A 25491-nucleotide genomic window follows, 5' to 3' on the forward strand; every position below is an offset into this window, starting at 1 on the left:
CCGCAACGCTTGCGGGCTCCCGGGAAGTTCCACCAACTCTTCCCAGGCTGCTTACTTTACCGACGCGACAAACTCAGGATAGGCTTCAATACCACACTCTGAGGCGTCTACGCCTTCATACTCTGCTTCTTCGCTAACACGAATACCAATAACCAGTTTCAGTACATACCACACCAGCAGGCTGGCAAGGAACACCCAGACGAAAATGGCACCGGCACCAATTAACTGGCCAACAAAGGTTGTACCCTCTTTAGTAAGTGGTACCAGCAGTAAGCCAAATAAGCCCACTACACCATGCACTGAAATCGCACCAACCGGGTCATCAATTTTTAGCTTGTCCAAGCCAATAATAGAGGCCACCACCAACACACCTCCGACAGCACCGAATAAGGTCGCCTGCAGCGCAGTAGGCGTTGATGGCTCAGCAGTAATCGCGACTAAACCTGCCAAGGCGCCGTTTAACGCCATGGTTAAATCTGCTTTGCGAAACAAAATGACTGACAGTGCCAGTGCTGCCACGGCGCCAGCGGCTGCAGCGGCATTAGTATTTAAAAACACCATAGCCACCGCATTTGCGTTGCTGATATCGCCTAACTTCAATACTGAACCACCGTTAAAACCGAACCAGCCCATCCACAAAATTAATGTGCCCAGGGTTGCCATAGGCATATTTGCACCAGGAATAGCGTTAACTTTACCGTCTTTGCTGTACTTGCCTTTACGTGCTCCCAGTAGCAACACACCCGCTAATGCGGCAGCTGCACCGGCCATATGTACAATGCCAGAGCCGGCAAAGTCAGAGAAACCAAACTGGTCATCCAGGTTAATACCGAACATACCTTCAGCACCCCAGGTCCAGGAGCCGTGCACAGGATAGATAAAACCGGTCATTACTACCGCAAAGGCTAAAAACGCCCACAGCTTCATGCGCTCAGCCACTGCGCCGGAGACAATTGACATTGCGGTAGCGACAAACACCACCTGAAAGAAAAAATCTGACGCCGTAGAATAAACAGAGCCGCCGGTAAAGCCATCTTCGCGCTCAGCGAAACTGGTTAGGGTCGCATCAACATCAACACCACCGATACCGCTTAAGAAAAACTCGCCGCCGTACATAAAGGCATAGCCGCATACCAGATACATAATGCAGGCAATAGAATACAACGCTACGTTTTTGGTTAAAATTTCAGTGGTATTTTTTGCTCGTACCAGGCCCGCTTCCAGCATAGAAAAGCCTGCAGCCATCCACATCACCAATACCCCACAGATCAGGAAGTAAAAGGTGTCCATCGCATACTGTAAGTGATAAATTTGCTCTTGCATGATAACAGCTCCTTAAATAGCTTCTGCGTCCGACTCGCCGGTACGTATGCGCACCGCCTGCTCCAGGTCATAAACGAAAATTTTGCCGTCGCCAATCCGACCGGTATAAGCCGCTTTCTGAATGGCTTCTATTAGGCGATCTACCTGGTCGTCCAATGTGGCAATTTCCAGCTTAACCTTCGGCAGAAAATCAACCTGATACTCCGCTCCACGATACAATTCGGTATGTCCTTTCTGACGGCCGAAACCCTTTACTTCTGTTACCGTTAAACCTTCCACCCCAATGTCAGCAATAGCTTCGCGTACATCGTCCAGTTTAAACGGCTTGATGATGGCACATACAAGCTTCATAGCGTTTTCCTTTTACTTTTATAATGCGATTGCACAACATACAAGAAAGCCTTGTGCCAATTTTATTTTATCCTTTAAATACAACAACATAAAAACATTCAGTCTATTTTTACAAACTTAAGCGCACTATTGTGGTGCATTTTATCCCTTTGACTGTGCAGTGCCGGATAACACAAGCCTTAACTCGTCAGCGGTTTGCCTTGACCGTTTTTCACGCAAGTCATACCATCAATTTGTCGCCGTTAAGTTGGCAGCTTTTGAACCCACGGCAGGCAATGTCAGTTCTGGCTTCAGTGACAATAAAAGCTATGCTTAAGACATTCGCTGCCGACAGCCTTTATACTCAACCCAGGGTTTAAGTTATGTACCGGGAAGTAATGCAACGTATTTTGCTTTTGGCAGTGCTGTGGCTGACATTGCCGGTATTGGCCGTGCCGGACATATCTGTGCCGGCAGCATCTCGCTTTACCCGAGTCGATATTCAACAAGGCTTATCGCAGAATACGGTTACTGCTCTGGCGCAGGATAGTCACGGTAATGTGTGGATTGGCACGCAAAATGGCTTAAATCGGTTTGACGGCTTTTCAGTCAAAGTATACCGACCTGATACGCAGCAAGCTAACACCTTAAGCGACAACTTCATTACGTCATTGGCTGTTGACCCGTCTGGTATTATTTGGGTTGGCACCTTAAATGGTCTTAATCAATTTGATCCCTCGCAAGGCCGTTTTACCTCAATACAGACCTTACCAAAGCGCACCAGTGGCTATGATGTGATACTGTCGTTGCATATAGATAAACATAACCGGCTTTGGGTCGGCACAGATCGTGGCGTAGCACTGTGGCATAAAGAAAGTCAGCAACTGCGTATTTGGCCACCAGCCGCGGCAGACAGCACAAATCAAAATATTACCGCTTTAACAAGTGATGATTCTTCGCTGTGGGTTGGTTCGCCACAGGGTTTAAAGCGCTACGATATTAACGCCGAAATTGAAATCCCACTGCTAAACTACGCGTTGCAACACGCCGCTGTCATGGCGTTGTATCATGACCCTACAGGACAGCTGTGGATAGGACTAGAGCACGATGGTTTAGTGCTCCGCTCTGGCAGCAACCAAAGCTGGCAAACTATCACATTAAGCACTTATGCTAATGGTATGGTCAGCAAGGAAATACGTAGCATAACCATGGGGCCTGACGGTCACATCTGGGTTGGCACCCAGCATGGTTTGAATCAGCTGGCAGAAGTAAATGACAGTTGGCAACAAACCGCCTCTTTTTTTCATCAAAGGCATAATCCTAACAGCCTGGGTAGCGGCAAGGTAGTATCAATTCTATCGGATAGTGACGGCAGTATCTGGGTAGGCACCTGGAATGGTGGTGTTTCGCGTTTAAATGCCGCCAATAACTTATTTACCAGCTATACCGCTGATCTGTCGCATATTGCCAAAGCCCGTAATGTCGCCTCTATCAGTCTGCTTGCCAGCGAACAAACGCTCTGGGTTGGCACTGCTGACGGCTTATTCGAGCTGGATTTACAGCTGGGTACCTTTACGCAGGTTGCAGACCAGCGCGGCAGCTTTACCTATTATAGTGCTATCGATATGGGTCAACACATATGGTTTGGCCACGCCCAAGGGATTACCGCTTTTGATAAGCAACGTCAGCAATATAGTGAACTGAGCTTGCCCGCTGAAGTTAACCGCGGCCCGGTTCGTCGTCTATGGCAAGATCAGGATAAGATCTGGCTGGCCGTAGATCAATACGGTTTATTTGTGCTGGACCGCTCACTGCAACGTATCATCACGTTTAAACCCTTTAACCGTGCTGTCACCTTTATCCGCCCGTTGGATAACTACATCATTGTCGGCAGCTACAACGGCTTAAGCTGGTTTAACCGCAACACAGCTGAACAGCTGTACCATCATGAACTTGCCAACACCGCCAGCACTGATACGCCAACCTTGCCCTCGGCTCCAATGGATTATGTGCGATCAGCAGATGGCCGCCATTGGCTGGCAACCAATGGCGGTGGCTTATATCAAATGCATTATGCAGCAGCTTCACCAGCATCGGTTAAGTTTACCAGGCACAAGGCCTCTGACAAGTTAACTACCGGGCAATTAAAAACCATGGTGCAGGATAATGCTGACAATATCTGGCTTAGCACCGCGTTTGGCATTTCGGTCTTTACACCCCAGACAGAACAAGTTCGTAATTTCGGCCAGCGTCATGGTACTTTGCACCGCGACTATATTAATGCCTCTGGCACATCACTGACCGACGGCAGCATCGCGTTTGGTGCCATGGAAGGCTTCACGATTTTCAAGCCTGAACAGGTAATTACTTATCAGGCCAAGCCTATTGCTTCGCCGCAAATTCAGGCTATTCGGGTTAACAATGCCCCACTGGCAAAGGACCCCGCAGATGCGGATGTTGCCTTAGCCCATATCTTGTATCACGAGCGCGTTTTAAGCATACCAGCCATGGGCGCGCGTAGTGTCAACATTGACTTTTCCACCCGTGAGTACATTGAAACCGGGCAAGTTCTATTTCAGTACCGGCTTGACCCTATCGACAGCGATTGGACCACGCAGGATGCAAACCGGCGCAGTGCAAGTTTTGAGCGTTTACCACCTGGCAAATACATCTTTCGATTACGGGCTGGTCTGGCGCAAGCTTCCTGGAGCGATGAAGCCTGGCTTGATATTGAAGTGCTGCCACTTTGGTGGGAAACCTGGTGGGCGCGGCTATTGCTGGTTAGCATATTGATCGCGGCCGCACTGGGATTACATTTTTACCGGCTGAACAACCTGCATAAACAACAGGAACAATTAGCCTGGTTAGTTAAAGAGCGCACTGAAGCACTGGAGGAGTCCAAAGATAAAGCAGAGAAAACGCTGCAGCAGCTTGAATCGACAATGAAAGAGTTAGTGCGCACGGAAAAGATGGCCGCGCTAGGTCAACTGGTCGCAGGTGTTGCGCATGAGGTTAATACGCCTTTGGGTGTAGCACTAACGGCCAACAGTGTTGTTACCGAGGAGAGCGCACTACTGCAACAAAAATTGGCCAGCGGTAACATTCGTCGACAAGAACTGGAAGACTATTTAAACAAGCTTATCCAAGCCGGCCGTTTGCTTGACCACAACCTGCAACGTGCGGCACAGCTGGTCGCCAATTTTAAACAAGTATCGGTCGATCGCACAGCAGACAACCAGCGCCAGTTTTATCTGGCCGTGTATTTAGATGAGCTGTTGGAAAGCTTGAGTTTAATGTGGCGTAGCCGGCAAATTATCTTACGGGTAAGTTGCCCGAATGAGCTGGTAATGGATAGCTATCCCGGCACTATTGGCCAAATTATTACTAATTTGACGCAAAACGCCATAGTACATGGCTTTAAAGACCGTAACAGTGGCAACATCAGCCTAAGCTGCAGCTTACAGCAGGATCAGGTAGAAATTATTTTTGCCGACAATGGCGCAGGCATCAGCAGTGACAATCTGGAGCGTATTTTTGATCCCTTCTTTACCACTAACCGGCATCAGGGCGGCACCGGGTTAGGTTTGCATATTGTCTTTAACCTAATCACACAAAAACTGGGCGGCACTATCAAGGTCGCCAGTAAACTGGGCACCGGTACCCAATTTACCCTGTTGTTGCCACGCCAGGTAACCAAGCACTAGCCCCTTAGCGGTACCGTTGCACAGCCACACTGAGGTTGCAATTTCGTAACCATACTATGTACTATCTGCAGCCGGATATTTTGCAGGATGCAGCACTTTGCCTTTTAGCCAATTGTCATTTCGCTATAGCTGGCGACCATACCAACAACGTGTATTGGACGCTGTGCACAGCCACTTAGGCGATAAACGCTTACATATTGTTGCCGCGCCCGGTGCCGGTAAAACCAGCCTTGGGCTGGAGGTTTTTCGCCTGTTACAGCAAAAAACGCTGGTAATGTCGCCGACCCGGGTTATTCGTGATCAATGGCTACTGCGCCTGGCAGACTTTTCCACTCAAGCTAGCCCGTTTCCGCCCAGTTGGGTCAGTACTGATATACGGGCTCCCGGAGTACTAACATCGGTGACCTATCAGGCACTGCACTGGCAATTGGCTGGCAAGCTGACGGACGATATTACAGCAGATGTTACAGCAGATGTTACCGAAGATGACGTGGCTGACACTGAAGTGCTGGATAGCAATGAAGTGCAATGTTTAATCTCGGTATTACAACAACATCAGATTGGCGTAGTCATTCTGGATGAAGCCCATCATTTAACCAATGAGTGGTGGCGGGTATTGCATGCTTTGTGTGCTGCCATGCCGGAAGTAGTGTTGGTGTCGCTTACGGCAACACCTCCTTATGATGCGCAAAGTCACAACTGGCAACGCTATGAGCAGCTCTGTGGCCCGGTGGATGAAGAAATTTCAATTCCTGAGTTAGTAAAAGCCGGTACCCTGTGCCCGCACCAGGATTACATCTGGACCGAAGCCATCAGCGAGAGCCAGCAACAACAGTTTGCTGCACATGACGATAAAGTTGTCGCCCTGTGTGACAGTTTGTTTGTGCAAGCTGAATTTAACCGATTGTTACTGCAGCACAAGTGGCTGAACCACACCATTAGCGCCCGTGATATTTTACCCGCGCCAGAGCTTGCCGCGGCCCTGCTGGCATTTTTAGCCGCCCGTCAGCAGCATTTACCGCTGGGTCTGCTGCAAATACTGGATTTTCAACCGCGTGACATCCCGAAACTAGACAGAAGAAACTGGCAAATCCTGCTGCAGGCGGTACTGTTTTCTGCTGATTTTGCTGCCGACAAACAGCAGCAAGATTATATAGCCGGGTTAAGACGTCAACTTAGCGCCAGCCAACTGCTATATAAACGCGAGCTGTTGCTGCAGACTAACCCGCAATTGCAGCGGGCATTAGCACTTAACCCGGTCAAAATAACCGCTTGCGTAAAAATACACCAACTGGAGTATCGCCTGCGCCAGTCAAGCTTGCGTCAGGTGATTTTAACCGATTACATTCGCGACGAGCAGCTAGCTACCGGCACCAACAGTGGCGAGCCTTCGCTTGGTGCCTGGCCGGTATTTCAGGCATTATCTCAAGCCTCCGAAACAGTGCCGGCGATGGCGCTACTGACAGGCAGGCTGAGCCTGCTATCCACGGCTTTAGCTACAGAGCTCGCCGATGAGCTTAGTCAGCTTAAACTAAGTACCAGCGTCTTTCCTGCCGCTGCGCAATATAGCAAGCTAAGCGGGCCCTTAAACCAGCAAACCAGTTTATTCACGCAGTTGTTAAACCGTGGCCAGATTCAGCTGTTGGTCGGCACCCGGGCATTACTGGGAGAGGGCTGGGACGCACCGGTCGTCAACTCATTGATCCTGGCGACCGCGGTTGGCTCCTTCATGCTGACAAACCAAATGCGTGGCCGGGCGATCCGGCTGGATAACAACGCACCGAATAAAGCCAGCAGTATCTGGCATTTACTGGCGGTTGATACCCGCTCGTTTTATGGCTTACAGGACTTGCAGGATCTGGCGCGCCGCTTTGACACCTTTGTTGGCTTGTCCGAACATAAAAACAGTATAGAAAGCGGCTTTGCCCGACTTAACGCCACCGATCTGGAAAAACTGCCAGACAGCAAACGGCAGCTAGAATTGATCCGTGCCAGCAATCACACTATGTGCAGCAGGCTACAGCAGTTTTCTCAGCTGCAGCAGCGCTGGCAGCAAGCGCTAACACTGGATCATCAGGCTCAGGTTGCCCCCGGCGTAAGCAGCGGATCCATACCCGCCATCCGCTGGTACCATACCGCAAAAACCTTTAAGTATCTGCTGGCCCAACTGATACTATTGGTTGTTATGGGGGCGGCGTTATCAATGCATATGGCAAGGGCCGGGCTATCAACTATGCTGGCCGCTTTTCTACTCTGCGTTGTCGGCGGTATGCTGTATTTACTGCCAACTACGGTACGCACCGTTAAAATAATGCTGCGGCATTTACCGATAGACGGTAGCTTAAAACAGATTGGTATGGCGCTAACCGAGGCGTTATGTCAAAGCGGCCATGTCAGCACCCCCTTTAGACGGCTAACGGTAAGCACCGTCGAGTTGGAATGCGGCAACGTCTTTCTAGCCCTGCAAGGCAGTACCTTTTACGAATCTTCCCTATTTGCTGATTGCCTGCACGAAATTCTTGCACCGATCGATAACCCCAAATACCTGGTGATCCGGGCGGGCAGTTTTTGGGGTATGGCGCGTGACGATTACCATGCCGTACCACTAAGGTTGGCGGTAACCAAAGAGCAAGCCAATATTTTTTACCGTTGCTGGAGCAAATATGTCGGGCCGGGTGATTTAATTTACTGCCGCAGTGATAGCGGCAGGGACAGTTTGCTAAAAGCCCGCATGCAGGCGTTTTCGTCGGTGTTTAAGCCAGGAGCCAAACGTCAGGACCGCTGGTTATAACGGCTAGTCGGCTAAAAACTGCTGCCATTCGCGCAGCAGTTTTAGTAAATCTTCCAGCCCGCATTGGGTTTGCATGCCCTGCTCGTCCAGCTGTAAATCATCATCCGCCAGTTTATCTTGCTGTCGCTGCGGCAACTGCTCTGTGCCGGTATAAAACAGCGTGTTATGGCTTAACGTCACTTCACCATTTTCTACATCAAGCAAAAATTCCTTGCCCTGATACTGCATACTCTGGCCCGGCTTAAGTGCGCTCAGTTGCTGCAGCAGTGGTACATAGGCTTCAGCCTGTTGGCCAAATTCGTCCAGTAAAAAGCGGCCCAATACTTCATGCTCTGCCGCCAGCCGGATGCTGAACTGCAAGGTATTGCGATCGTAAATAAAGTCGTATTCCAATTTATACTCCTGCCGAACTTGTTTAACGGCTGCAATGCTATTAGTGTAGCTGCAATTTTATCAGGGCATTACAAAAGGATATTCGTAGTGCCGCTCTGCACATGCTCGTTAAAGGCACGCTATACAAAATGAAAAAATATTTAACTCTATTTATGTTATTGGTATCTTTTGGCAGCACTGCGACTATGCAGGGTAAAGAAAAAATCTACGCCCGCTTACTTCTCAGTGAAAATACTGATGAAATCAAATTGGGCGCTAAAGCTCTGCATAACGACCTACTCACCAACACTATGTTATGGGATCTTGCCGCATACCAATTGTCAGTAATTGCTAACAAGGCTGGCAATGCTGAAGCTGAAGATACCGCGGCTTGGTTGATAAAAGCGATTGGCCAATCCCAACAAGCGAAGTACCGGATTATACTGGAACAACTCGACAACGCAGAGCAAAATAGAAAGCTAACTCGTTATCTGACACAGGCAATCAACAAATTAGAAAAGACCACACAGCCATCATTCGATGTCACTACATTTGATATTAATGCGGTGCAAGCAGCGTTATTGACTGGCCCCGATAAAGCTGAAGCTACACAAACTAGTTTTGACAGCATTCAACCGGGCACAGAATTAGCCGCCGTTCTGGACGTGTTGGGGCAACCAGATGGCGTTGGTCAATATATCAGACAGTTCAACCGGCCTTTTGTCGGCAGACAATCTTTCCAGAACCTGAGGTTAAGCTATGTGAACCTTGGGTCAATGGAGTTTAACTACGAACATGACAGTTGGCGGCTGCGGACAAAATCTGTGCAAGCGGCCACCGATATTTCTGTTGTAGACCAGCAGTACCAAGATTTATTGTCACGGTTGCTAAGTAATGATCGTGTGCAGGTGGTTGCTGCCGCAAAGGAAGCCATATCTCTCAGATTGTCCGACACCGAGGCTTTGGATCAAATTGGTCAACATATCTGGAACGAGCGCGCCACTCAAGACAGGCATCAGGCCGATGCGGTCGCTTGGCTGAGTAAGGTTCTTGCAGCAAGTGGTAACGGCCGATATAAGTTACTATTGGCAACGCTGGGCGAGCATGGTGCAAATGCGAAGATCGTAAAATATGCCCTTAACGGCGCAGACAAACTGCCAACTGATGACAATCCGTTTCAACCGGTAACACACAGCGAAGAATAACGTTTAGTGGCCAAATCCACGTTTTCAACCCCTAAATTACCTTATTTGCCTTAGCATTTAAGCGAAAAGGCCTGCAGATGCAGGCCTTTAACATTGCAGCGTTAATTACACCGCTTGCTGAATAATCACGTTATCCGCTTTTTTGGTGTACTGCGGCATCTTATGGAAATTCAGGTAACGGTAAGTATCGGCCGCGGTAGCGTCGATTTGCTTAGCGTATTCCAGATACTCGGCAACCGTTGGCAGCTTACCAATAATGGAAGCCACTGCCGCCAGCTCGGCTGAGGCTAAGTACACATTTGCGCCCTGACCTAACCGGTTGGGGAAGTTACGCGTAGAAGTAGACACTACTGTTGAGTTCTCTGCTACCCGTGCCTGGTTACCCATACACAGTGAACAACCCGGCATTTCAGTGCGGGCACCGACTTTACCGAAAATGCTGTAGTAACCTTCTTCGGTTAACTGCGCTTGGTCCATCTTGGTTGGCGGGGCAATCCATAAACGGGTTGGCAGCTGGCCTTTGTATTTATCCAGCAGCTTACCGGCGGCGCGGAAGTGGCCAATGTTGGTCATACAAGAACCGATAAACACTTCGTCAATCTTGTCGCCCGCTACGTCAGACAGTAAGCGCGCATCATCCGGATCGTTCGGAGCACACAGTACCGGCTCTTTAATGTCAGCCAGGTCAATTTCGATAATTTCGCTGTACTCAGCATCGGCATCAGCCGACATTAGCTGTGGATCTTTTAACCAGGCCTGCATGGCCTGAATACGACGCTCGATAGTGCGCACATCGCCGTAACCTTCAGAAATCATCCATTTCAGCATAACAATGTTTGATTCTAAGTATTCAGCAATAGAGGCATCTGACAGCTTGATAGTACAGCCAGCCGCAGAACGTTCAGCAGAGGCATCTGATAACTCAAACGCTTGTTCTACCGTTAAGTTTGGTAAACCTTCAATTTCCAGAATACGGCCAGAAAAGATGTTCTTCTTACCTTTCTTATCAACGGTTAACAAACCTTTCTGGATAGCAACGTACGGAATAGCATGCACTAAGTCGCGCAGGGTAATACCAGGCTGCATCTCGCCTTTAAAGCGCACTAATACTGATTCCGGCATATCCAGTGGCATAACACCGGTAGCCGCAGCAAAGGCCACCAAACCAGAACCGGCCGGGAACGAAATACCAATTGGGAAACGGGTGTGCGAGTCGCCACCAGTACCTACGGTATCTGGCAGTAGCATACGGTTTAACCAGCTGTGGATAATACCATCACCTGGACGCAGCGCTACACCGCCACGGTTCATAATAAAATCTGGCAGCGTGTGGTGGGTGTCAACGTCAACCGGCTTCGGATACGCGGCGGTGTGACAGAAAGACTGCATGGTTAAATCGGCAGAGAAGCCCAAACAGGCTAAGTCTTTTAACTCGTCGCGCGTCATCGGGCCGGTGGTATCCTGAGAACCCACGGTAGTCATTTTTGGCTCACAGTAAGTACCAGGGCGAACGCCTTTAACGCCACAGGCTTTACCGACCATTTTCTGCGCCAGCGTAAAGCCTTTGCCTGAGTCAGTTTTTGGTAACGGACGACGGAATTTGTCTGAATGGCCCTGGCCTAAAAACTCACGCGCCCGGTCAGTTAAACCACGGCCGATAATTAATGGAATACGGCCACCGGCGCGTACTTCGTCAATTAATACATCAGTTGCCAGGCTGAATTCGGCCAGTACTTCGCTTGTGCCATGACGTACAACTTTGCCTTCAAACGGCAGGATGTCTATCACATCGCCCATTTCCAGCTTGCTTACGTCTACTTCAATTGGTAACGCACCAGAATCTTCCATGGTGTTAAAGAAGATAGGCGCAATTTTACCGCCCAGCACAAAGCCACCACCGCGCTTGTTTGGCACGTACGGGATGTCATCACCCATAAACCACAGCACTGAGTTAGTAGCGGATTTACGTGATGAACCGGTACCGACTACGTCACCGACATAAGCCAGTGGGAAGCCTTTTTTATTCAACTCGTCTAACTGCTTAATCGGGCCTACAGTACCTGGCTGATCCGGATTAATGCCTTCACGGGCATTTTTCAGCATGGCTAAGGCATGCAAAGGGATATCCGGCCGTGACCAGGCGTCCGGCGCCGGTGATAAATCATCCGTGTTGGTTTCGCCTGACACTTTAAATACCGTAACAGTAATTTTTTCTGCTAAAGCTGGCTTGGCTTCAAACCATTCGGCGTCAGCCCAGCTTTGCACTACTTGCTTGGCATGCACATTACCGGCATCGGCTTTTTCGGTAACATCATGAAACGCATCGAAAATAAGTAAGGTGTGTGACAGCGCTTTGGCTGCGATTGGCGCCAGCTTAGCATCGTCTAACAGGCTGATTAGTGGCTGAATATTGTAGCCACCCATCATGGTGCCTAACAGTTCAGTTGCGCGCTCGGCACTGATCAAACTGCAGCTTACTTCGCCTTTGGTCAGTGCGGCTAAAAAGCCGGCCTTAACATAAGCCGCTTCATCCACACCCGGTGGCACGCGGTTTACCAATAAATCGACTAAGGTGTCTTCTTCGCCTTTTGGCGGATTTTTTAACAGTTCAACTAAAGCGGCTACCTGCTCAGCATTGAGCGGTTTTGGCGGGATACCTTGCGCAGCGCGCTCGGCCACATGTTCGCGATATTGTTGTAGCACAGTATGATCCTCTTGGTCGTTGCCGGCAGTCTTGCTACTGCGGCGTCATTCTTAGAATGAATGGGCGTAATTATATGAAAATTCGGGCCAGATTGACATCAGGCCGTTAACCACCCTAGTTATAGTGGGTATAAATTCTGTGAATATAAAACCGTAAGTTATATATTCTTTATTATAGTGGTCTGACCTCATCACTCATAACAGAGGTTGGAATCCCGAACTGGGCGCCACAGAGTGTCTGAGCCCTGCAGTAGGTAGTAGGGCGAGTTGCTGTGGCGAGCCAGGGCGGGAATTGCAACCGGCGGGCTGAGCTGAGCTATAAAAAAGGCTGAGTAGTGACCTACTCAGCCTGTGCAGTGTAGCAGAAAAATATTACCCGGTGATTACCAGATCTTAACGCGCTGCTCTGGCGGTAAATACATCGCATCACCCTCTTTGATATCAAAGGCGGTGTAAAACTGCGGAATATTCGGCAGTACACCAATAACGCGATAATGCGCCGGTGAATGCGGGCCAGTGCTTAACTGACGACGTAGTGCTTCTTCCCGGAACTTAGTGCGCCATACTTGCGCCCAGCTAATAAAGAAACGTTGTTCACCGGTAAAGCCATCCATTACCGGCGCTTCTTTGCCATCCAGTGATAACTGGTAAGCTTTAAGCGCTACTGTCATACCGCCTAAATCGCCAATGTTCTCACCCAGTGCCACTGCACCGTTAACGTTAACACCTGGTAGTGGCTCAAACTTGTTGTACTGGCCAATTAACTTAGCACCGCGGGCCTGGAACTGGCCTTTGTCTTGCTCAGTCCACCAGTTACGCAGATTACCATTACCGTCGTATTTGGCGCCCTGGTCGTCAAAACCATGGCCAATTTCGTGGCCGATAACACCACCGATACCGCCGTAGTTTACCGCGTCATCCGCGTCCATATTAAAGAATGGCGGTTGCAAAATAGCGGCCGGAAATACAATTTCATTGTTTACCGGGTTGTAGTAAGCGTTCACTGTTTGCGGTGTCATAAACCATTCGCTCTTGTCGATAGGTTTACCCAGTTTGGCTACCATTTCGTCGTAGCCTCTGTGGCTGGCACGGACAAAGTTACCCACTAAATCGTCGGCTTTAATTTCCAGCGTTGAGTAATCTTTCCACTTGTCCGGATAACCAATTTTTGGCGTGAATTTACTCAGTTTTTCCTGTGCCGCGATTTTAGTTTCAGCTGTCATCCACTCCAGCTCGTTTATCGACAGCTCGTAAGCTTTAATCAGGTTAGCCACCAGCGTTTCCATGCGTGCTTTAGCTTCTGGCTTAAAGTGGCGCTCTACATACAGTTTACCGGTTAGCTCACCCAGTACTTCGTCTGAAGCATCAACGGCCCGTTTCCAGCGCGGCTGCTGCTCTTGAATACCACTTAAGGTTGTGCCGTAAAAAGCAAAGCGACGATCAGCAAAGTTGCTGCTTAGTTTATCGGCATAACCATGAATGGTTTTCATGCTTAAATAATCTTGCCAGCTTTGCAGATCGGTTGCTTCAAGCACCTTAGCAAAGCCTTCGAAGTAACTTGGTTGACGCACAATAATGTCGCTAACCTTATCCAGCTTTACCCCGGCGGCAAATGCCGTCCAATCAAAGCCACCTAAACTGCTGTTTAACTCTGCAGCCGACATTTTGTTGTAGGTTTTGTCTGCATTGCGGCTTTCTAAGCGGGTCCAGTGATGTTCTGCCAGGGCTTTTTCCAGCGCAAATACGCGTTGTGCGGCCGCTTCAGCGTCAGCATGGCCAGCCAGGCTGAACATATCTTTCAGGTATTGCTGATAAGCGGTTAAGATTTTTTGTGATGCTTCATCGTCTTTAAAGTAGTAATCACGGTCAGGCAGGCCTAAACCACTTTGGCCAAAATACACCGCATACTCGGTCGAGTTTTTCGCGTCGTTATTAACAAACCAGCCAAACGGAATGCCAACACCATCGCGTTGTAAGCTGGCAAATAATGCCGGTAATTGCGATTTGTCAGTTATGGCTTTAATCGCGTCTAATTGCGGCGCCAGCGGCGTTAAGCCCAGTTTTTCAATGGTGGCCTCGTCCATATAGCTATTGTAAAAGCTGCCCAGTTTTTGCTCGTCCGAACCGGCTGTTAAATCAGTACGGGCGGCCACTTCATCAATAATGGCTTTTACCGCTTTTTGCGAGTTGTCGGCCAGTACATGGAAAGAACCATACGAGGCTTTGTCGGCTGGAATTTCAGTTTCAGCCAACCATTTACCGTTTATGGCTAAAAAGAAATCTTCAGAGAATTTTACAGCCGGGTCAAAATATTGGCTATCAACGCCTGATACCAATGGGGCTTTTACCACTGCGGCCGGAGCTTCGCTTTGTGCCGCTGCAGTTTGGGTTTGAGTGGTGTCCTGTTTGTTACACGCCGTTAGGCCAAGTGCCAGCGCCACTGAGGCGGCAGCTAAGGTAAGCTTCTTCATTGTTGTTATCCTGATTGGGTTACAGAGGTTACGCCGCTCAATACTACGCTGTTGCGTCCGGGATGCCAAACCACAGACAACAGCAAGTTGTAACAAGTTATAAAAAAGCTATGATGCTAATAACTTAATCGCGATAGATGAACCTATATGGACTCCCTTCGACATGCTGATCAGTTGCTGCAATGGACAGAGCAACAGCAGCTTAGCGCGGCGCAATTGCAGCAGGCGGCTGTGCAGTATCCGCTGCAGCCGGCAGCATCAGATTGGCTAATACTGGCAAACAGGCTGATGCTATTTGCTGCCGTGCTGCTGTTAGGCTGCGCCGTGGTATTCTTTTTTGCCTATAACTGGCCTTTGATGCACCATCTGGCGAAATTAACACTGGCCGGGTCGGCGGTGCTGCTGAGCGGCGTTACCGCACTGCTCTGCCCCACCGATAGTCTGCCCCGGCGCGCGGCACTGTTAGCCTGCGTCATATTTACCGGCGCCTTACTGGCACTGATTGGCCAAACTTACCAAACCGGTGCCGATATCTGGCAGTTGTTTGCATCCTGGGCAGCATTAATCAGCCCTTTGGTATTGCTAAGCAGAAGCCGGGCCAGCTATCTGTTGTGGTTTTTGCTGATCGAACTGGCATTGTGGCGCTATCTCGACACCCGTTCCCGTTTCTGGTTGCTGGACAGTGCCGAGAAGCTGGCGTTGTTTTCCTTAGTTAACTTGCTGCTATTGTTGTTCGCCGAATTCGCCCTGAACCGCTTGGGTGTACGCCAGCACAAACCACTGTGCTGGCTGGCAGCCCTGGCATTGTTACTACCACTGTCGATTGGTGCCATTATTGGCACATGGCAGGCAGAATATCATTTTAATTTAATCAGTTACATCATGTTAGCCGGCTTAATGGCAGTGTGGTATTTCCGCTGGCAGCGCGATTTACTGATCTTCGCATTATTGCTGTTTAGCGCCATCGCCGTCAGTAGCGTACTGTTGGGCCGTTTGCTGGACGGCGCCGATGGCTTTTTTCTGTTTAACTTACTGGCACTGTACATAATTGGCAGCAGTGCTGGCGCAACCATTTGGTTAAAGCAATTACTGCGGGAGTCGCAACATGCAGAATAACCGCGGTGTGCTTACTCATCTGCAACAGGCAGGTATCGTTAGCCCGGAACAATCACAGCGCCTGGCACAGCATGGCAGCCCCTGGTGGTTGCAGCTGCTACTGGGTTTTGCCGCCTGGATAGCCTCACTGCTGATTATTAGCTCCTTTGTCGGCCCTTTGCTGGCACTGGCGGACAACGACGTAGTGCGCTTGTTTGCTGCCGTGGTATTGCTTGGCACAGCCTTGTGGCTGGCGACGCAACAACACGACTTTGTGCAGCAAATGTCAGTAGCGATAGCGCTGGCTGGTAACGGTTTGATGGTGTACGCCTTATACGAGCTTAGCGACAACAACCACGAGTTGGCCCGCTATGCTTGCGCGCTGATAAGCTCCATTTTGCTGTTTAGCCGGCTTAATGCGCTACACAGGCGGGTTAGTTTAACCCTTGCAATGCTGTGCCTGTTATCACTTATACAATCTGCGGCACTGCTAGCTGTGCTTAGCAACCTGCTGGCGACTCTGGCAGTAATGTTATGGTGTAGCCGGCCGCGCTGGGTAAGCCTTGCATATGCCAGCCGGATAAAAAGCCTGCTCGAAGTCACTACGCTGGCTGCACTGGGCTTAACACTGTTGGGCCAGTGTCTGTTTGTTTTTGACAGCAGCAACTGGCTGGATAACAAACTGGAATTAGGCCGCGCACTCTATAGCGCGCTGGGCAGTATACTGCTTATCAGCACAGTATTCTGGCTAAGCCGTCTGGCAACTGTACCCAGCCGGCTGGCACTGCTAACCACAGCCACCTTGCTTTGCATAGTGTTGTACCCGGCATCAGGTTTATTGGTCAGTCTTGCCTTAATGCTGGCCTGCTTTTATGGCTGCAGTAAGCGCTGGGCCGGGCTATGCCTGCTCAGCATGCTATTTGCGCTAAGCCAGTTTTATTACAGCCTTGAGCTTACTTTATTATATAAATCCGGCTTGCTGGCATTATCTGGCCTGTTAGTGTTGGCTGGCTGGCTATTACTGCAACGTTATCAGCGGAGGTTAGTATGAGCTCACGCCTGACTCAGCTGGCAATAGCCGCTGCCATGCTGTTAATACTGGTCGTCAGTGCACTAACCGTCTGGCGCTTTGAACATACCCTGGCCACGGGGCAAACCCTGATACTGCAGCTAGCGCCAGTCGATCCGCGCTCGATTATGCAGGGTGATTATATGGCGCTGGCCTATGCCATTGACCTGGAACTACCGGACGATGCCGCGCAATTTAGTTATGCCTGGTTAAATGTGGCGGTAAATGAGGCCGCCAGCCTGCATAGCCTGAGCAATCAGTTACCACAGCAAGACGGTACAGTTGGCTTGTTGTTGCGCCAGCGTGATGGCATTTACAGTGTTGGCCCCAATGCGTTTTTCTTTACCGAGGGCAGCGCTGCAGTTTACGAGCAAGCGCGCTATGGCCAGTTTAAAGTAGATGGCAGCGGCAAAGCACTGCTGACCGGCTTGCTGGATGAAAACCTACAGTTACTGGGCGAGAATGCGCGCTAGCGGTCAGGCTCTCCGGCTTCAAGTCGGTTTGCCCACGCCAACACGCCGTGAACCCGTCCCTGGGGGCTCGTCTCACGCATCCATGCGTTCAACGGTTAGCTTAGGGCAAACCGACTCTCGCTATATTGCGCTGCTAAATCCCTCACACTGATAACAGCTGGGTTTACGTGGGCAACTATTACCGCGGGCACAAATCAATTGTGCCGGTTTTTGTAAGCTGCGTGCCACCCAATTAATGTTAAGGATATTCGCGACACTGGTCAGCGCCGTTTGTATGGTCTTTGGCACCCTGGCGCCGCCGCTACTGCCAATACACAGTTGCTTTAGCTCTGCCGCCATACTGTCTGCATCAACGCCCTGCGCCAGCAGCGCCGGATTTAGATCGATACCAGCACAGAGCACATGCGCATTGCCGGCTAAATCGGCCACTTTAGTCGACTCGCAACAGTAAATACGCGGCGTACCGTTTACATCCAGCAAAGACAATTGCGCGCTGCTGGCCAGGCCTTCAACATCAAACATGCGAAATACCGCCCAGTGCTGGCATGGGTCTTCTACCTGGCGCATATTACCCCAAGGCAGCGGTATGCCATTGCCGCGATACACTGCCTTTAATTTGCCCGGCGTGTAAGCATCAAAATAATGCCAGTGGGTATAAGGCGATACCGCTGTCATGCGGCGCATGGCTACCGACGCTGACACCCCGGCCTGATGATGCGTGCTGATCTCATAGCCATTTCTGTCCAGTAACTGCCGAAATGGTAACTTGGGGCATAGCAGCGCACCGGCGAAAAAGCTCGACTCAAAATCACGCCAGGCATGCAAAATATCCTGCGGTTGCACAGCGGTAGAATCAGACAAGTCATCGTCGCGCGCACCACCCACCATCATGCTGCTTTTTACACCATCTTTATTGTGCAATACAGCATGGCCAATATGTACGGCCAACTCGTACTTTAACCGGGTAGGAAACTGCTTCAGCAGGCTATTTAAATGCAAGGTCGCAGGCGGAGTGAAAAACGAAGTAGAGACGTTTTTTGACAACACGCCCAGCTCATCCAGCAACTCTTTTGGTGTTTCAGCAAACCACTTAATGCTTAAGCCTAACTGCTTAATTATTGCCAGCAAGTCGTCTACGCTGAGCGGCATGCGTTTTTGCCCGACATCTTCAGCTGCACGCTCCAGTTCAGGAAAGTGGTTTTGATGATGCTCCTGATGCGCACGGATCAACAACTGGGCAAACTGCTTACCGCTAGTGCCGGTTTGCGACAGCATCTCCGGTATCGCAATTTGTAAAATGTCATTCGAGAATAAAAAGCCCGGTTCCAGCGCCATGCCACTGATGCCACCCCGGCTGCCTTTTTCCGGTGTTAAGTCTTCACCTGCATCTTCACCGTCTAAAAACCAGTCGAGATCTTTTTGAAACACCTCGGCGATCACCTCCAGCATTTCAATGCCTGGCGTGCGCTTGCCACGCTCTATCATTGACAAATAGGACACCGAAGGCGCGTATTCCGGGTTAACCCGAATGCAACGGGTAGACAAGTCTTCCATAGTTAAGTTATTGCGTTTACGCAGGTTTCTTATCTTGGTACCAAGGAAATGTGACTTTCTGAGCAGGCTTTTGTTTATTTTCATTTTGTAAAATTCACACTGTAAAATTTTTATTGTGAAATTATGCTGATTTTTAGCCTAGACTAGTTTTTAACCGATAGCAACTGGTCTGACGTTTAGACCAACTAAGCAGATACCCGGTAATTAAACTCTGGACTGGACGATAAACGTCGTTAAAACGAGGATGACATCATGACAACACTGGCCCAACAACACAGCACACCATCACAGAGCCACACTGCCTGGATGGCGACCGAGCTTAGCGTGATTACCGAGCTGAATCAGCGCCATGTTAAGCAGGTGATGGATTACTCCAAAGGCTTTTTAGACAAAACCTTTCCACTGCAGAGCGGCTCGCACAAAGACGTATGCAGCTATGTGGTGTACTACCAACAGCTGCTGGCATTTTTTGCTGACGGCACGACCAGCGGTTTACAAAGTCCGGCCCAATTTGTCGCTTTAAGTGGCCACCGCGAAGCGCCGAATTCAATAGTGTTGAACAACAATGGCCGCCACGTAGAATTGATTTTAAACCGCAGTGGTATTAACGGTTGCCAGGATAAAGCCAGCATTGATGATATTCAATTGCAAACCTCAGAGCCAGATTGCGTGTGGTTTAGCATGATTAGCGGCCGCCAGGTAAGCTGCGTCCACAAGGGCAATAAGCAATTTACCTGCAAAGATGGCCTGCCATACCAATTGGCCTAGTTCGAATTTATGACAGATAACTGTAGTTATCTGTCATTTTTGCCAATTGTCGCTGCTGCTTTTTTGTGCTACCTTGCCGCGCTGTGAATTAAGGTACAAGCAAACATAATAATAATGGATGTGCTTACACTAAGTATTGTAAACGCCTTTATCGCTGCCACCTTTGCGGCATTGTTGGTGTTGCAATATAAATCAGAACGTCAATTCCGTTATCAGCGTTATTTTATACTGGCCGCCGTGCTAATGTTAATTAATGCCCTTTTGAGTACGGTGAATGGCAGTATAACCAGCTTACCTTATTGGCTGGTGCCGGCGTTATCTAATACCTGTAGTGTTGGTGCGCACTTGGCATTAGCCTGCGGCATTCACCGCCACCTGCAGTTATCCGCGAAAAGACAATGGCTATTGCTGTTGCTTATTCCAATTTATCTTATTCAGCTAACCGACTTTGCCAGCAGCGCCACCGCGAACCGCATGCTTTTTGCCATTCCCTTAGTATTGGCATTTAACCTGTGGAGTATAAATATGCTTTGGCGTCAGCGGCACAGTGAGCTGGGGCGGGTATATTTGGCTTTTATTGCCACATTTGCCTTTAATATTATTCAGTTCACCTCGCGCTCCACTTACATGCTGCTGGAGCATTTTCAAATTGTGCATACACAGCAAAGTGCACTAATTCATAGCATTGGCTTTTTTAGTCTTACCGCCTTTGCCATTTTAATGATTGGCTGTGTCATCATGTTAAGCCATTCACAACAACGGCTCGCACTTCTGCATATCTCTGAGCGTGACGCGCTGACCGGACTGTTAAACCGCCGTTCGCTGCAAACAAGGCTAATTGCCGAACTTAACCGTGGACAGCGCAGCGGCGTAACACTTAGCCTGCTGCTGTTTGACATTGACCACTTTAAACAAGTAAACGACCGGCACGGCCATAAAGCCGGCGACCGCGCCATCATGCATGTCGTCGATATTGCCAGCGAACAGCTGCGTGACTATGACTTACTATTTCGCTACGGCGGTGAAGAGTTCTTGCTCTGCTTACCGGACACCGCTGAAGCCACAGCGATAATGATCGCTGAGCGGCTTCGCAAAGCAGTTGCAAATACTGCGCTGGGCGTGGAACCAAATCTTAAAATGACCATCAGTATTGGTATTAGCAGTACGTCAACCTTTACCGAGCCTGATGAGCTAATAGAGCAAGCTGATATCGCCCTGTACAATGCCAAGCAAACTGGCCGCAACAAGGTTGTGGTGTATCAACAGCCGTAACACCTCTTTAGGTATTTAAGTTGCACAAGCGCCCTAAATGTTAATAAGATGCTACCTCAGATCCTGAGTAAATAACGACCATGAAATATCGCATTAAACAAAAAATTTTTAGCCTGACAGATAGTTTTGATATTGAAGACGAACACGGCAATAGCGCTTTTAGTGCTAAAGGTAAGTTGTTTAGTTTGTCTAGCAGCCAAACGCTGTTTGATGCAAAAGGCACCGAGCTACTAAAAATAAAACGCAAATATTTAACGTTGCTGCCGGCCTGCCGCTTATTAAACCACGACGGCAGCGAATGGTTAATTCGCAAGAAATTCTGGCCGTTCTGGACCAGCCGATTCAGTATTACCACACCTCAAGGCCAGCTGGAGATGACCGGCAATTTCTGGCAGCACGAGTATGAAATACGCCAGCAGGACCAATTGCTGGCCAGTATATCGAAAAAGTGGTTTAGCTGGTCAGACAGCTATGGTGTTGACATTTACGCGCCACAGTGGACCGCACAACTGTTGGCCGCAGTGATAGTGATCGACCGCATTCAGCACACTGATAAAAACTCCACTTTTGGCGATGATTAAGTAAAACCCAGTTTAAAACACTTTAATCCAGTATAGATTTCGTGTAAAAATCAGCACCACATTGACTGCTTATCGCAACAGGAATGCCCGATGACACTGCCACGCCATTTAGCTCTGGTTTTATGTTGTACAACACTCCCCTACCTCAGCGGCTGTACTGTGCTGGGCATGGTAGCCGACAACGCTATCTTTGAAGAAGAAGAGCGTCACCGGCCAATTATGGAGCAAGGCCACCCCAACACAGACCAGGTATTATTTGGTCAGCTTGGCCTGGAAGCTGATATCGCTATCGTTAAAAAGGTAATTGCCGTAGTGCAAAACAAACCTGAACCTGCGGCAAAACGTTGTATTTATGAAAACGGCATTCGTATTTGTTTCGAGCAAGGCGCTGAGGGGTATTAGGCCAGCGATCAGACAAACCATTTTTAGCATTTTTACGTTAACCCACTGCTCCAAACGCCTTTAACAGCCGTATACTGACGGCATATTATTTATTTTTATCTATTGGAGCCTGAGCATGATCAGTTACGTTACCCTGGGTGTAAACAATTTAACCGCTGCCAAAGCCTTTTATGGCGCACTACTTGGCGAGTTAGGCGGCAAAAACCTGCTGGATATGGGCCGTATTGCTTTTTTCGGTAAAAGCATGGCGCAGCCTATGCTGGCGGTATGCGAGCCTTTTAACAAACAGCCGGCTAATCCGGGCAATGGCAATATGGTGTCGTTTCAGCCAGGCAGCAAAGAAAAAGTCGATGCGCTTTACCATAAAGCCATAGCGCTGGGCGCCAGCTGTGACGGCGCGCCGGGCCAACGTATCGAAAATACCTTCTACGGTGCTTATGTGAAAGATGCCGATGGCAATAAGCTGTGTTTTTGTCATTTCGGTTAATTCGTTAATTTCTGATGCAGCTTAATAGCGACTTTTCCCGCCGTGTCGTGGTATTGCCCGCGCAGTACCACTTTGTTGACTCACCGCTGGCAGGCGTTAGCCGTATGATGCTGGACCGTGCAGGTAACGAGGTTGCCCGCGCCACCAGTATAGTGCGCTACGCAGCGGGTAGTGGCTACAGCAGCCATACTCATGACGGCGGTGAAGAAATACTGGTGCTGGACGGCGTGTTCAGTGACGAGCATGGCGATTACCCGCCCGGTACTTACCTGCGCAACCCTCCGGGTACCTCACATCAACCCTTTTCTCGTGATGGCTGCAGCTTGTTAGTGAAACTGTGGCAATTTGCAGCTGACGACAACGAGCAGCAGGTTATCAATACCCAAGCCCAGCCGTGGCGTCAGGGTTTAATGCCCGGGTTGTCGGTGATGCCACTGCACGAGCATAATGGCGTTAGCACTGCATTGGTGCGCTGGGCGGCTAACACCCACTTTAATCGTCATATTCATGTTGGCGGGGAAGAGATACTGGTGATCGAAGGCCTGTTTCGCGACGAGCATGGCGAGTACCCTGCCGGTAGCTGGCTGCGCAACCCACGTTACAGTGAGCATACGCCATTCACCGGCCCCGAGGGCGCATTGATTTACGTTAAGGTAGGTCATATGGGAGCCGGTCTGTTAGGTGACCGTTTTATTCAGCCGGAGTCGGTATGACAATGCAGTTTAGTGATGGCGACCTGTCGCGTATTATTGAAATGGCCTGGGAAGACCGCACACCGTTTGAAGCCATACAGCAGCTGTATGGCCTGGATGAAGCCGCAGTAATTAAGCTAATGCGCCGTGAGTTAAAAGCGGCATCATTTCGCTTATGGCGGGCCAGAGTTAGCGGGCGCGCTACAAAGCACCTTAAACTACGCCACCCGGACATTGGCCGCGCTTACTGTCCGACACAATACAAACGCTAGCTGACCCGGCAATAACTGGCTATACAGCGCATAACCACAGCGCTATAGTGTGCACCGCAGCAGGTTTTAGCTGTTGACACCCTAATAATAAATAGTCCTACTATACGACAAGCAAATGAAGACAAAGCTGATCGCACCCGGCGAGATCATTATGATCCGGCCGCACCATTTTATTTCTAACCCAGAAACTATGACCGATAATGCTTTTCAGGTAGCAGCCAACAGCCAGCAAGTTGGCCAACTGGCTTATCAGCAGGTAACGGACGCGGCCGCCACCTTAGCCGCCGCGGGCATTATCGTACATTTATTTGAAGATAGCGGCACCACCACGCCTGACTCGGTGTTTCCCAACAATTGGTTTAGCACTCACTGCAGTGGTGAGCTTATCACCTACCCCATGTATGTGCCTAACCGCCGGCTCGAAGTGCGCCAGGATATTATTGATTTTATTCAACGCCGGTATCAGGTTAGCCAGCACCGCAACCTGACAAATTTGGCACAGCACGGTCAATTTCTCGAAGGCACCGGTTCTATGGTGATTGACCAGCAGGCCGGCATTGCCTATGCGGTGGCGTCGAAACGCACTGATGCCGCGCTGTTTCAGCAGCTGTGTCATGAACTGGGTTATCAGCCAATACTGTTTGATGCCAGCGACGACACCGGCCAGCCGGTATATCACACTAATGTGCTAATGTGCCTGGCGGAACACTTTGTCTTAATTGGCCTGGACATGGTTCCAAAGGCACAACATAGCCTGTTGCTCGACAGCTTTGCAGCAACAGAAAAAACCGTCATTGAACTCAGTACGGCGCAAATTAGCCACTTTTGCGGTAATGCTATTGAATTAAAAGCAAAAAATGGCAACGTACTGGCGTTATCAACCACCGCTTATAACGCCTTAACCGCGGAGCAAATCAAGCTGATGGCACAAAGCACCCAGCTGCTACCGATTGACGTTAGCAGTATTGAAAGTGCCGGCGGCTCACTGCGCTGCATGATTGCCGGCATTCATCTTAAGCGGCGCCCGTAACAGCACTGCCGGGTAAAAACCGGTTAAGGATTATCCAGCTTGTAGTGCCTGAGCAAAGCAGTGTATGCCGCCGACTGCTTGTAGCGCCGCAAGGCGGCATCAAACTGTTTGATCAGTTCAGGCGTTACCACAACACTTTGCTTGCTAAAGGCGAAGTATATATCGGCATAATCCAGCACCGGTGATAACAGCTGAATTTTGTCTGCTTGCAGTTCAGCAGCAAGGGCATGGCGGGCAACAATTGACGACATAATGCCGGCTTCAAGCCGACCGTTCAGTATTTGCTTTATCAGCATGTTGTCCGAATCAACTACCGCGGCACGCTGAAAGTCGAGTTGGTCCAATTTAGTGCCGTAAGAATAACCACGCACAACGGCGATGATATGCTGCTGCAAGTTGTTTAATTGGCCCTCATACTGCAGCTGGCAAGGAGCGCGGCATAACAACACCAAAGGCTCGCTGTAATAACTTTCGCTGCTGAAATGGAACTGTGACTCTCTGGCGGGATTCTTATAAAAAATGGTAATCGTATCTGCTTTGCCATTAGCAACCTCTTGCATCATACGATTCCAGGGCAGATGGTGCCATTCTAATGTCAGGGCCATTTCTGCTGCCACTGCCTGCAACACCTCTATCGAAAAACCGCTTACGGTGCCATTTTGCTGATAGTAAAACGGGGGATAATTTTCAGTTGGAACGGCTACTCGTAATATCTGGGCGTGCACTTGCAACAACATCAATACCAACGCTAACAACAAAAAATAACTGTGCCAGACAATCCAGCGGCGCATCCGGTTCCGGCTGATATTTCGGCTGTCCATGGCACTATACTCCCGATAGGACACCCTAAAATTATAGCGCTCAAACAACGGCTGCATCATCACTTATATACATTAA

Annotated in this window: 21 protein-coding genes; 14 read left to right on the forward strand and 7 right to left on the reverse strand. The window is 49.5% G+C overall.

What is annotated here, in order from left to right; genetic code table 11:
• Positions 1-51: 51 nt before the first annotated feature.
• Positions 52-1323 (reverse strand): ammonium transporter, encoded by a 1272-nt coding sequence (locus I4W93_RS06740; protein ID WP_205309470.1) that lies wholly within the window; start codon positions 1321-1323, stop codon positions 52-54.
• Between the two features lie 12 nt (positions 1324-1335).
• Entirely contained in the window at positions 1336-1674 is a 339-nt protein-coding gene (gene glnK, locus I4W93_RS06745) for a P-II family nitrogen regulator (protein WP_027672351.1), read from the reverse strand.
• Between the two features lie 362 nt (positions 1675-2036).
• On the opposite strand from glnK, the gene I4W93_RS06750 reads away from it, so the two are divergent.
• Both I4W93_RS06750 and I4W93_RS06755 read left to right on the forward strand, forming a co-directional pair.
• On the forward strand, positions 2037-5357 hold the full coding sequence (locus I4W93_RS06750; RefSeq protein WP_224673308.1) for a sensor histidine kinase: 3321 nt from the start codon (positions 2037-2039) through the stop codon (positions 5355-5357).
• A gap of 97 nt (positions 5358-5454) precedes the next feature.
• On the forward strand, positions 5455-8148 hold the full coding sequence (locus tag I4W93_RS06755) for a DEAD/DEAH box helicase family protein (protein ID WP_205309471.1): 2694 nt from the start codon (positions 5455-5457) through the stop codon (positions 8146-8148).
• 3 nt (positions 8149-8151) lie between these two features.
• On the opposite strand, the gene I4W93_RS06760 is transcribed toward I4W93_RS06755, so the two are convergent.
• The gene (locus I4W93_RS06760) at positions 8152-8541 is read right to left on the reverse strand and encodes a YacL family protein (RefSeq protein ID WP_205309472.1); all 390 of its coding nucleotides are present in this window, start codon (positions 8539-8541) and stop codon (positions 8152-8154) included.
• Between the two features lie 128 nt (positions 8542-8669).
• Here I4W93_RS06760 and I4W93_RS06765 point away from each other — a divergent pair, with 128 nt between their 5' ends.
• A complete protein-coding gene (locus tag I4W93_RS06765) occupies positions 8670-9725 on the forward strand; it encodes a hypothetical protein (RefSeq protein WP_205309473.1) in 1056 nt (351 codons plus the stop codon).
• A 105-nt stretch (positions 9726-9830) separates the two neighbouring features.
• On the opposite strand, the gene acnB is transcribed toward I4W93_RS06765, so the two are convergent.
• The gene (gene acnB, locus I4W93_RS06770; RefSeq protein ID WP_205309474.1) at positions 9831-12428 is read right to left on the reverse strand and encodes a bifunctional aconitate hydratase 2/2-methylisocitrate dehydratase; all 2598 of its coding nucleotides are present in this window, start codon (positions 12426-12428) and stop codon (positions 9831-9833) included.
• Positions 12429-12811: 383 nt separating this feature from the next.
• Positions 12812-14899 (reverse strand): M13 family metallopeptidase, encoded by a 2088-nt coding sequence (locus I4W93_RS06775; protein WP_205309475.1) that lies wholly within the window; start codon positions 14897-14899, stop codon positions 12812-12814.
• Positions 14900-15046: 147 nt separating this feature from the next.
• On the opposite strand from I4W93_RS06775, the gene I4W93_RS06780 reads away from it, so the two are divergent.
• Genes I4W93_RS06780 through I4W93_RS06790 form a run of 3 tightly spaced genes read left to right on the forward strand, consistent with a single transcriptional unit; the run spans position 15047 to position 17536 of the window.
• Positions 15047-16015 (forward strand): DUF2157 domain-containing protein, encoded by a 969-nt coding sequence (locus I4W93_RS06780; protein WP_205309476.1) that lies wholly within the window; start codon positions 15047-15049, stop codon positions 16013-16015.
• Entirely contained in the window at positions 16005-17045 is a 1041-nt protein-coding gene (locus I4W93_RS06785) for a DUF4401 domain-containing protein (protein ID WP_205309477.1), read from the forward strand. Before I4W93_RS06780 ends, I4W93_RS06785 begins: the two co-directional genes overlap by 11 nt.
• Positions 17042-17536 carry a GDYXXLXY domain-containing protein gene (locus I4W93_RS06790; RefSeq protein ID WP_205309478.1) on the forward strand — a complete coding sequence of 165 codons (495 nt, stop codon included), beginning with the start codon at positions 17042-17044 and terminating at the stop codon, positions 17534-17536. Before I4W93_RS06785 ends, I4W93_RS06790 begins: the two co-directional genes overlap by 4 nt.
• 120 nt (positions 17537-17656) lie before the next feature.
• On the opposite strand, the gene I4W93_RS06795 is transcribed toward I4W93_RS06790, so the two are convergent.
• Positions 17657-19174 carry a DUF3612 domain-containing protein gene (locus I4W93_RS06795; RefSeq protein ID WP_205309479.1) on the reverse strand — a complete coding sequence of 506 codons (1518 nt, stop codon included), beginning with the start codon at positions 19172-19174 and terminating at the stop codon, positions 17657-17659.
• Positions 19175-19342: 168 nt separating this feature from the next.
• Between I4W93_RS06795 and I4W93_RS06800 the strand changes: the two genes are divergently transcribed.
• The 8 genes from I4W93_RS06800 (at position 19343) to ctlX (ending at position 24594) form a co-directional block, all read left to right on the forward strand.
• Entirely contained in the window at positions 19343-19858 is a 516-nt protein-coding gene (locus I4W93_RS06800) for an aldolase/citrate lyase/malate synthase family protein (protein WP_205309480.1), read from the forward strand.
• A gap of 114 nt (positions 19859-19972) precedes the next feature.
• Entirely contained in the window at positions 19973-21130 is a 1158-nt protein-coding gene (locus I4W93_RS06805; protein ID WP_205309481.1) for a GGDEF domain-containing protein, read from the forward strand.
• An 80-nt stretch (positions 21131-21210) separates the two neighbouring features.
• A complete protein-coding gene (locus tag I4W93_RS06810; protein WP_205309482.1) occupies positions 21211-21711 on the forward strand; it encodes an LURP-one-related/scramblase family protein in 501 nt (166 codons plus the stop codon).
• A gap of 90 nt (positions 21712-21801) precedes the next feature.
• The gene (locus I4W93_RS06815; RefSeq protein ID WP_205309483.1) at positions 21802-22113 is read left to right on the forward strand and encodes a hypothetical protein; all 312 of its coding nucleotides are present in this window, start codon (positions 21802-21804) and stop codon (positions 22111-22113) included.
• Positions 22114-22228: 115 nt separating this feature from the next.
• Positions 22229-22600 carry a VOC family protein gene (locus I4W93_RS06820; protein ID WP_205309484.1) on the forward strand — a complete coding sequence of 124 codons (372 nt, stop codon included), beginning with the start codon at positions 22229-22231 and terminating at the stop codon, positions 22598-22600.
• A gap of 14 nt (positions 22601-22614) precedes the next feature.
• Positions 22615-23313, forward strand: coding sequence for a cupin domain-containing protein (locus I4W93_RS06825; protein WP_205309485.1), 699 nt, complete (start codon positions 22615-22617; stop codon positions 23311-23313).
• Positions 23310-23564, forward strand: coding sequence for a TIGR03643 family protein (locus I4W93_RS06830; protein ID WP_205309486.1), 255 nt, complete (start codon positions 23310-23312; stop codon positions 23562-23564). Before I4W93_RS06825 ends, I4W93_RS06830 begins: the two co-directional genes overlap by 4 nt.
• A 115-nt stretch (positions 23565-23679) precedes the next feature.
• Entirely contained in the window at positions 23680-24594 is a 915-nt protein-coding gene (ctlX, locus tag I4W93_RS06835) for a citrulline utilization hydrolase CtlX (RefSeq protein WP_205309487.1), read from the forward strand.
• Between the two features lie 23 nt (positions 24595-24617).
• Here ctlX and I4W93_RS06840 read toward each other — a convergent pair whose 3' ends face one another.
• A complete protein-coding gene (locus I4W93_RS06840) occupies positions 24618-25415 on the reverse strand; it encodes a substrate-binding periplasmic protein (protein WP_205309488.1) in 798 nt (265 codons plus the stop codon).
• Positions 25416-25491: the final 76 nt, after the last annotated feature.

It is taken from the genome of Rheinheimera maricola (genome assembly GCF_016918075.2).
GTDB lineage: Bacteria > Pseudomonadota > Gammaproteobacteria > Enterobacterales > Alteromonadaceae > Alishewanella > Alishewanella maricola_A.

Excerpts from the sequence above, each read along its gene's own strand:
- I4W93_RS06740 (WP_205309470.1), bottom strand. The coding sequence starts at position 1,323 with ATGCAAGAGCAAATTTATCACTTACAGTATGCGATGGACACCTTTTAC.
- glnK (WP_027672351.1), bottom strand. The coding sequence starts at position 1,674 with ATGAAGCTTGTATGTGCCATCATCAAGCCGTTTAAACTGGACGATGTA.
- I4W93_RS06750 (WP_224673308.1), top strand. The coding sequence starts at position 2,037 with ATGTACCGGGAAGTAATGCAACGTATTTTGCTTTTGGCAGTGCTGTGG.
- I4W93_RS06765 (WP_205309473.1), top strand. The coding sequence starts at position 8,670 with ATGAAAAAATATTTAACTCTATTTATGTTATTGGTATCTTTTGGCAGC.
- I4W93_RS06775 (WP_205309475.1), bottom strand. The coding sequence starts at position 14,899 with ATGAAGAAGCTTACCTTAGCTGCCGCCTCAGTGGCGCTGGCACTTGGC.
- I4W93_RS06780 (WP_205309476.1), top strand. The coding sequence starts at position 15,047 with ATGGACTCCCTTCGACATGCTGATCAGTTGCTGCAATGGACAGAGCAA.
- I4W93_RS06785 (WP_205309477.1), top strand. The coding sequence starts at position 16,005 with ATGCAGAATAACCGCGGTGTGCTTACTCATCTGCAACAGGCAGGTATC.
- I4W93_RS06790 (WP_205309478.1), top strand. The coding sequence starts at position 17,042 with ATGAGCTCACGCCTGACTCAGCTGGCAATAGCCGCTGCCATGCTGTTA.
- I4W93_RS06795 (WP_205309479.1), bottom strand. The coding sequence starts at position 19,174 with ATGAAAATAAACAAAAGCCTGCTCAGAAAGTCACATTTCCTTGGTACC.
- I4W93_RS06800 (WP_205309480.1), top strand. The coding sequence starts at position 19,343 with ATGACAACACTGGCCCAACAACACAGCACACCATCACAGAGCCACACT.
- I4W93_RS06805 (WP_205309481.1), top strand. The coding sequence starts at position 19,973 with ATGGATGTGCTTACACTAAGTATTGTAAACGCCTTTATCGCTGCCACC.
- I4W93_RS06810 (WP_205309482.1), top strand. The coding sequence starts at position 21,211 with ATGAAATATCGCATTAAACAAAAAATTTTTAGCCTGACAGATAGTTTT.
- I4W93_RS06815 (WP_205309483.1), top strand. The coding sequence starts at position 21,802 with ATGACACTGCCACGCCATTTAGCTCTGGTTTTATGTTGTACAACACTC.
- I4W93_RS06820 (WP_205309484.1), top strand. The coding sequence starts at position 22,229 with ATGATCAGTTACGTTACCCTGGGTGTAAACAATTTAACCGCTGCCAAA.
- I4W93_RS06825 (WP_205309485.1), top strand. The coding sequence starts at position 22,615 with ATGCAGCTTAATAGCGACTTTTCCCGCCGTGTCGTGGTATTGCCCGCG.
- I4W93_RS06830 (WP_205309486.1), top strand. The coding sequence starts at position 23,310 with ATGACAATGCAGTTTAGTGATGGCGACCTGTCGCGTATTATTGAAATG.
- ctlX (WP_205309487.1), top strand. The coding sequence starts at position 23,680 with ATGAAGACAAAGCTGATCGCACCCGGCGAGATCATTATGATCCGGCCG.
- I4W93_RS06840 (WP_205309488.1), bottom strand. The coding sequence starts at position 25,415 with ATGGACAGCCGAAATATCAGCCGGAACCGGATGCGCCGCTGGATTGTC.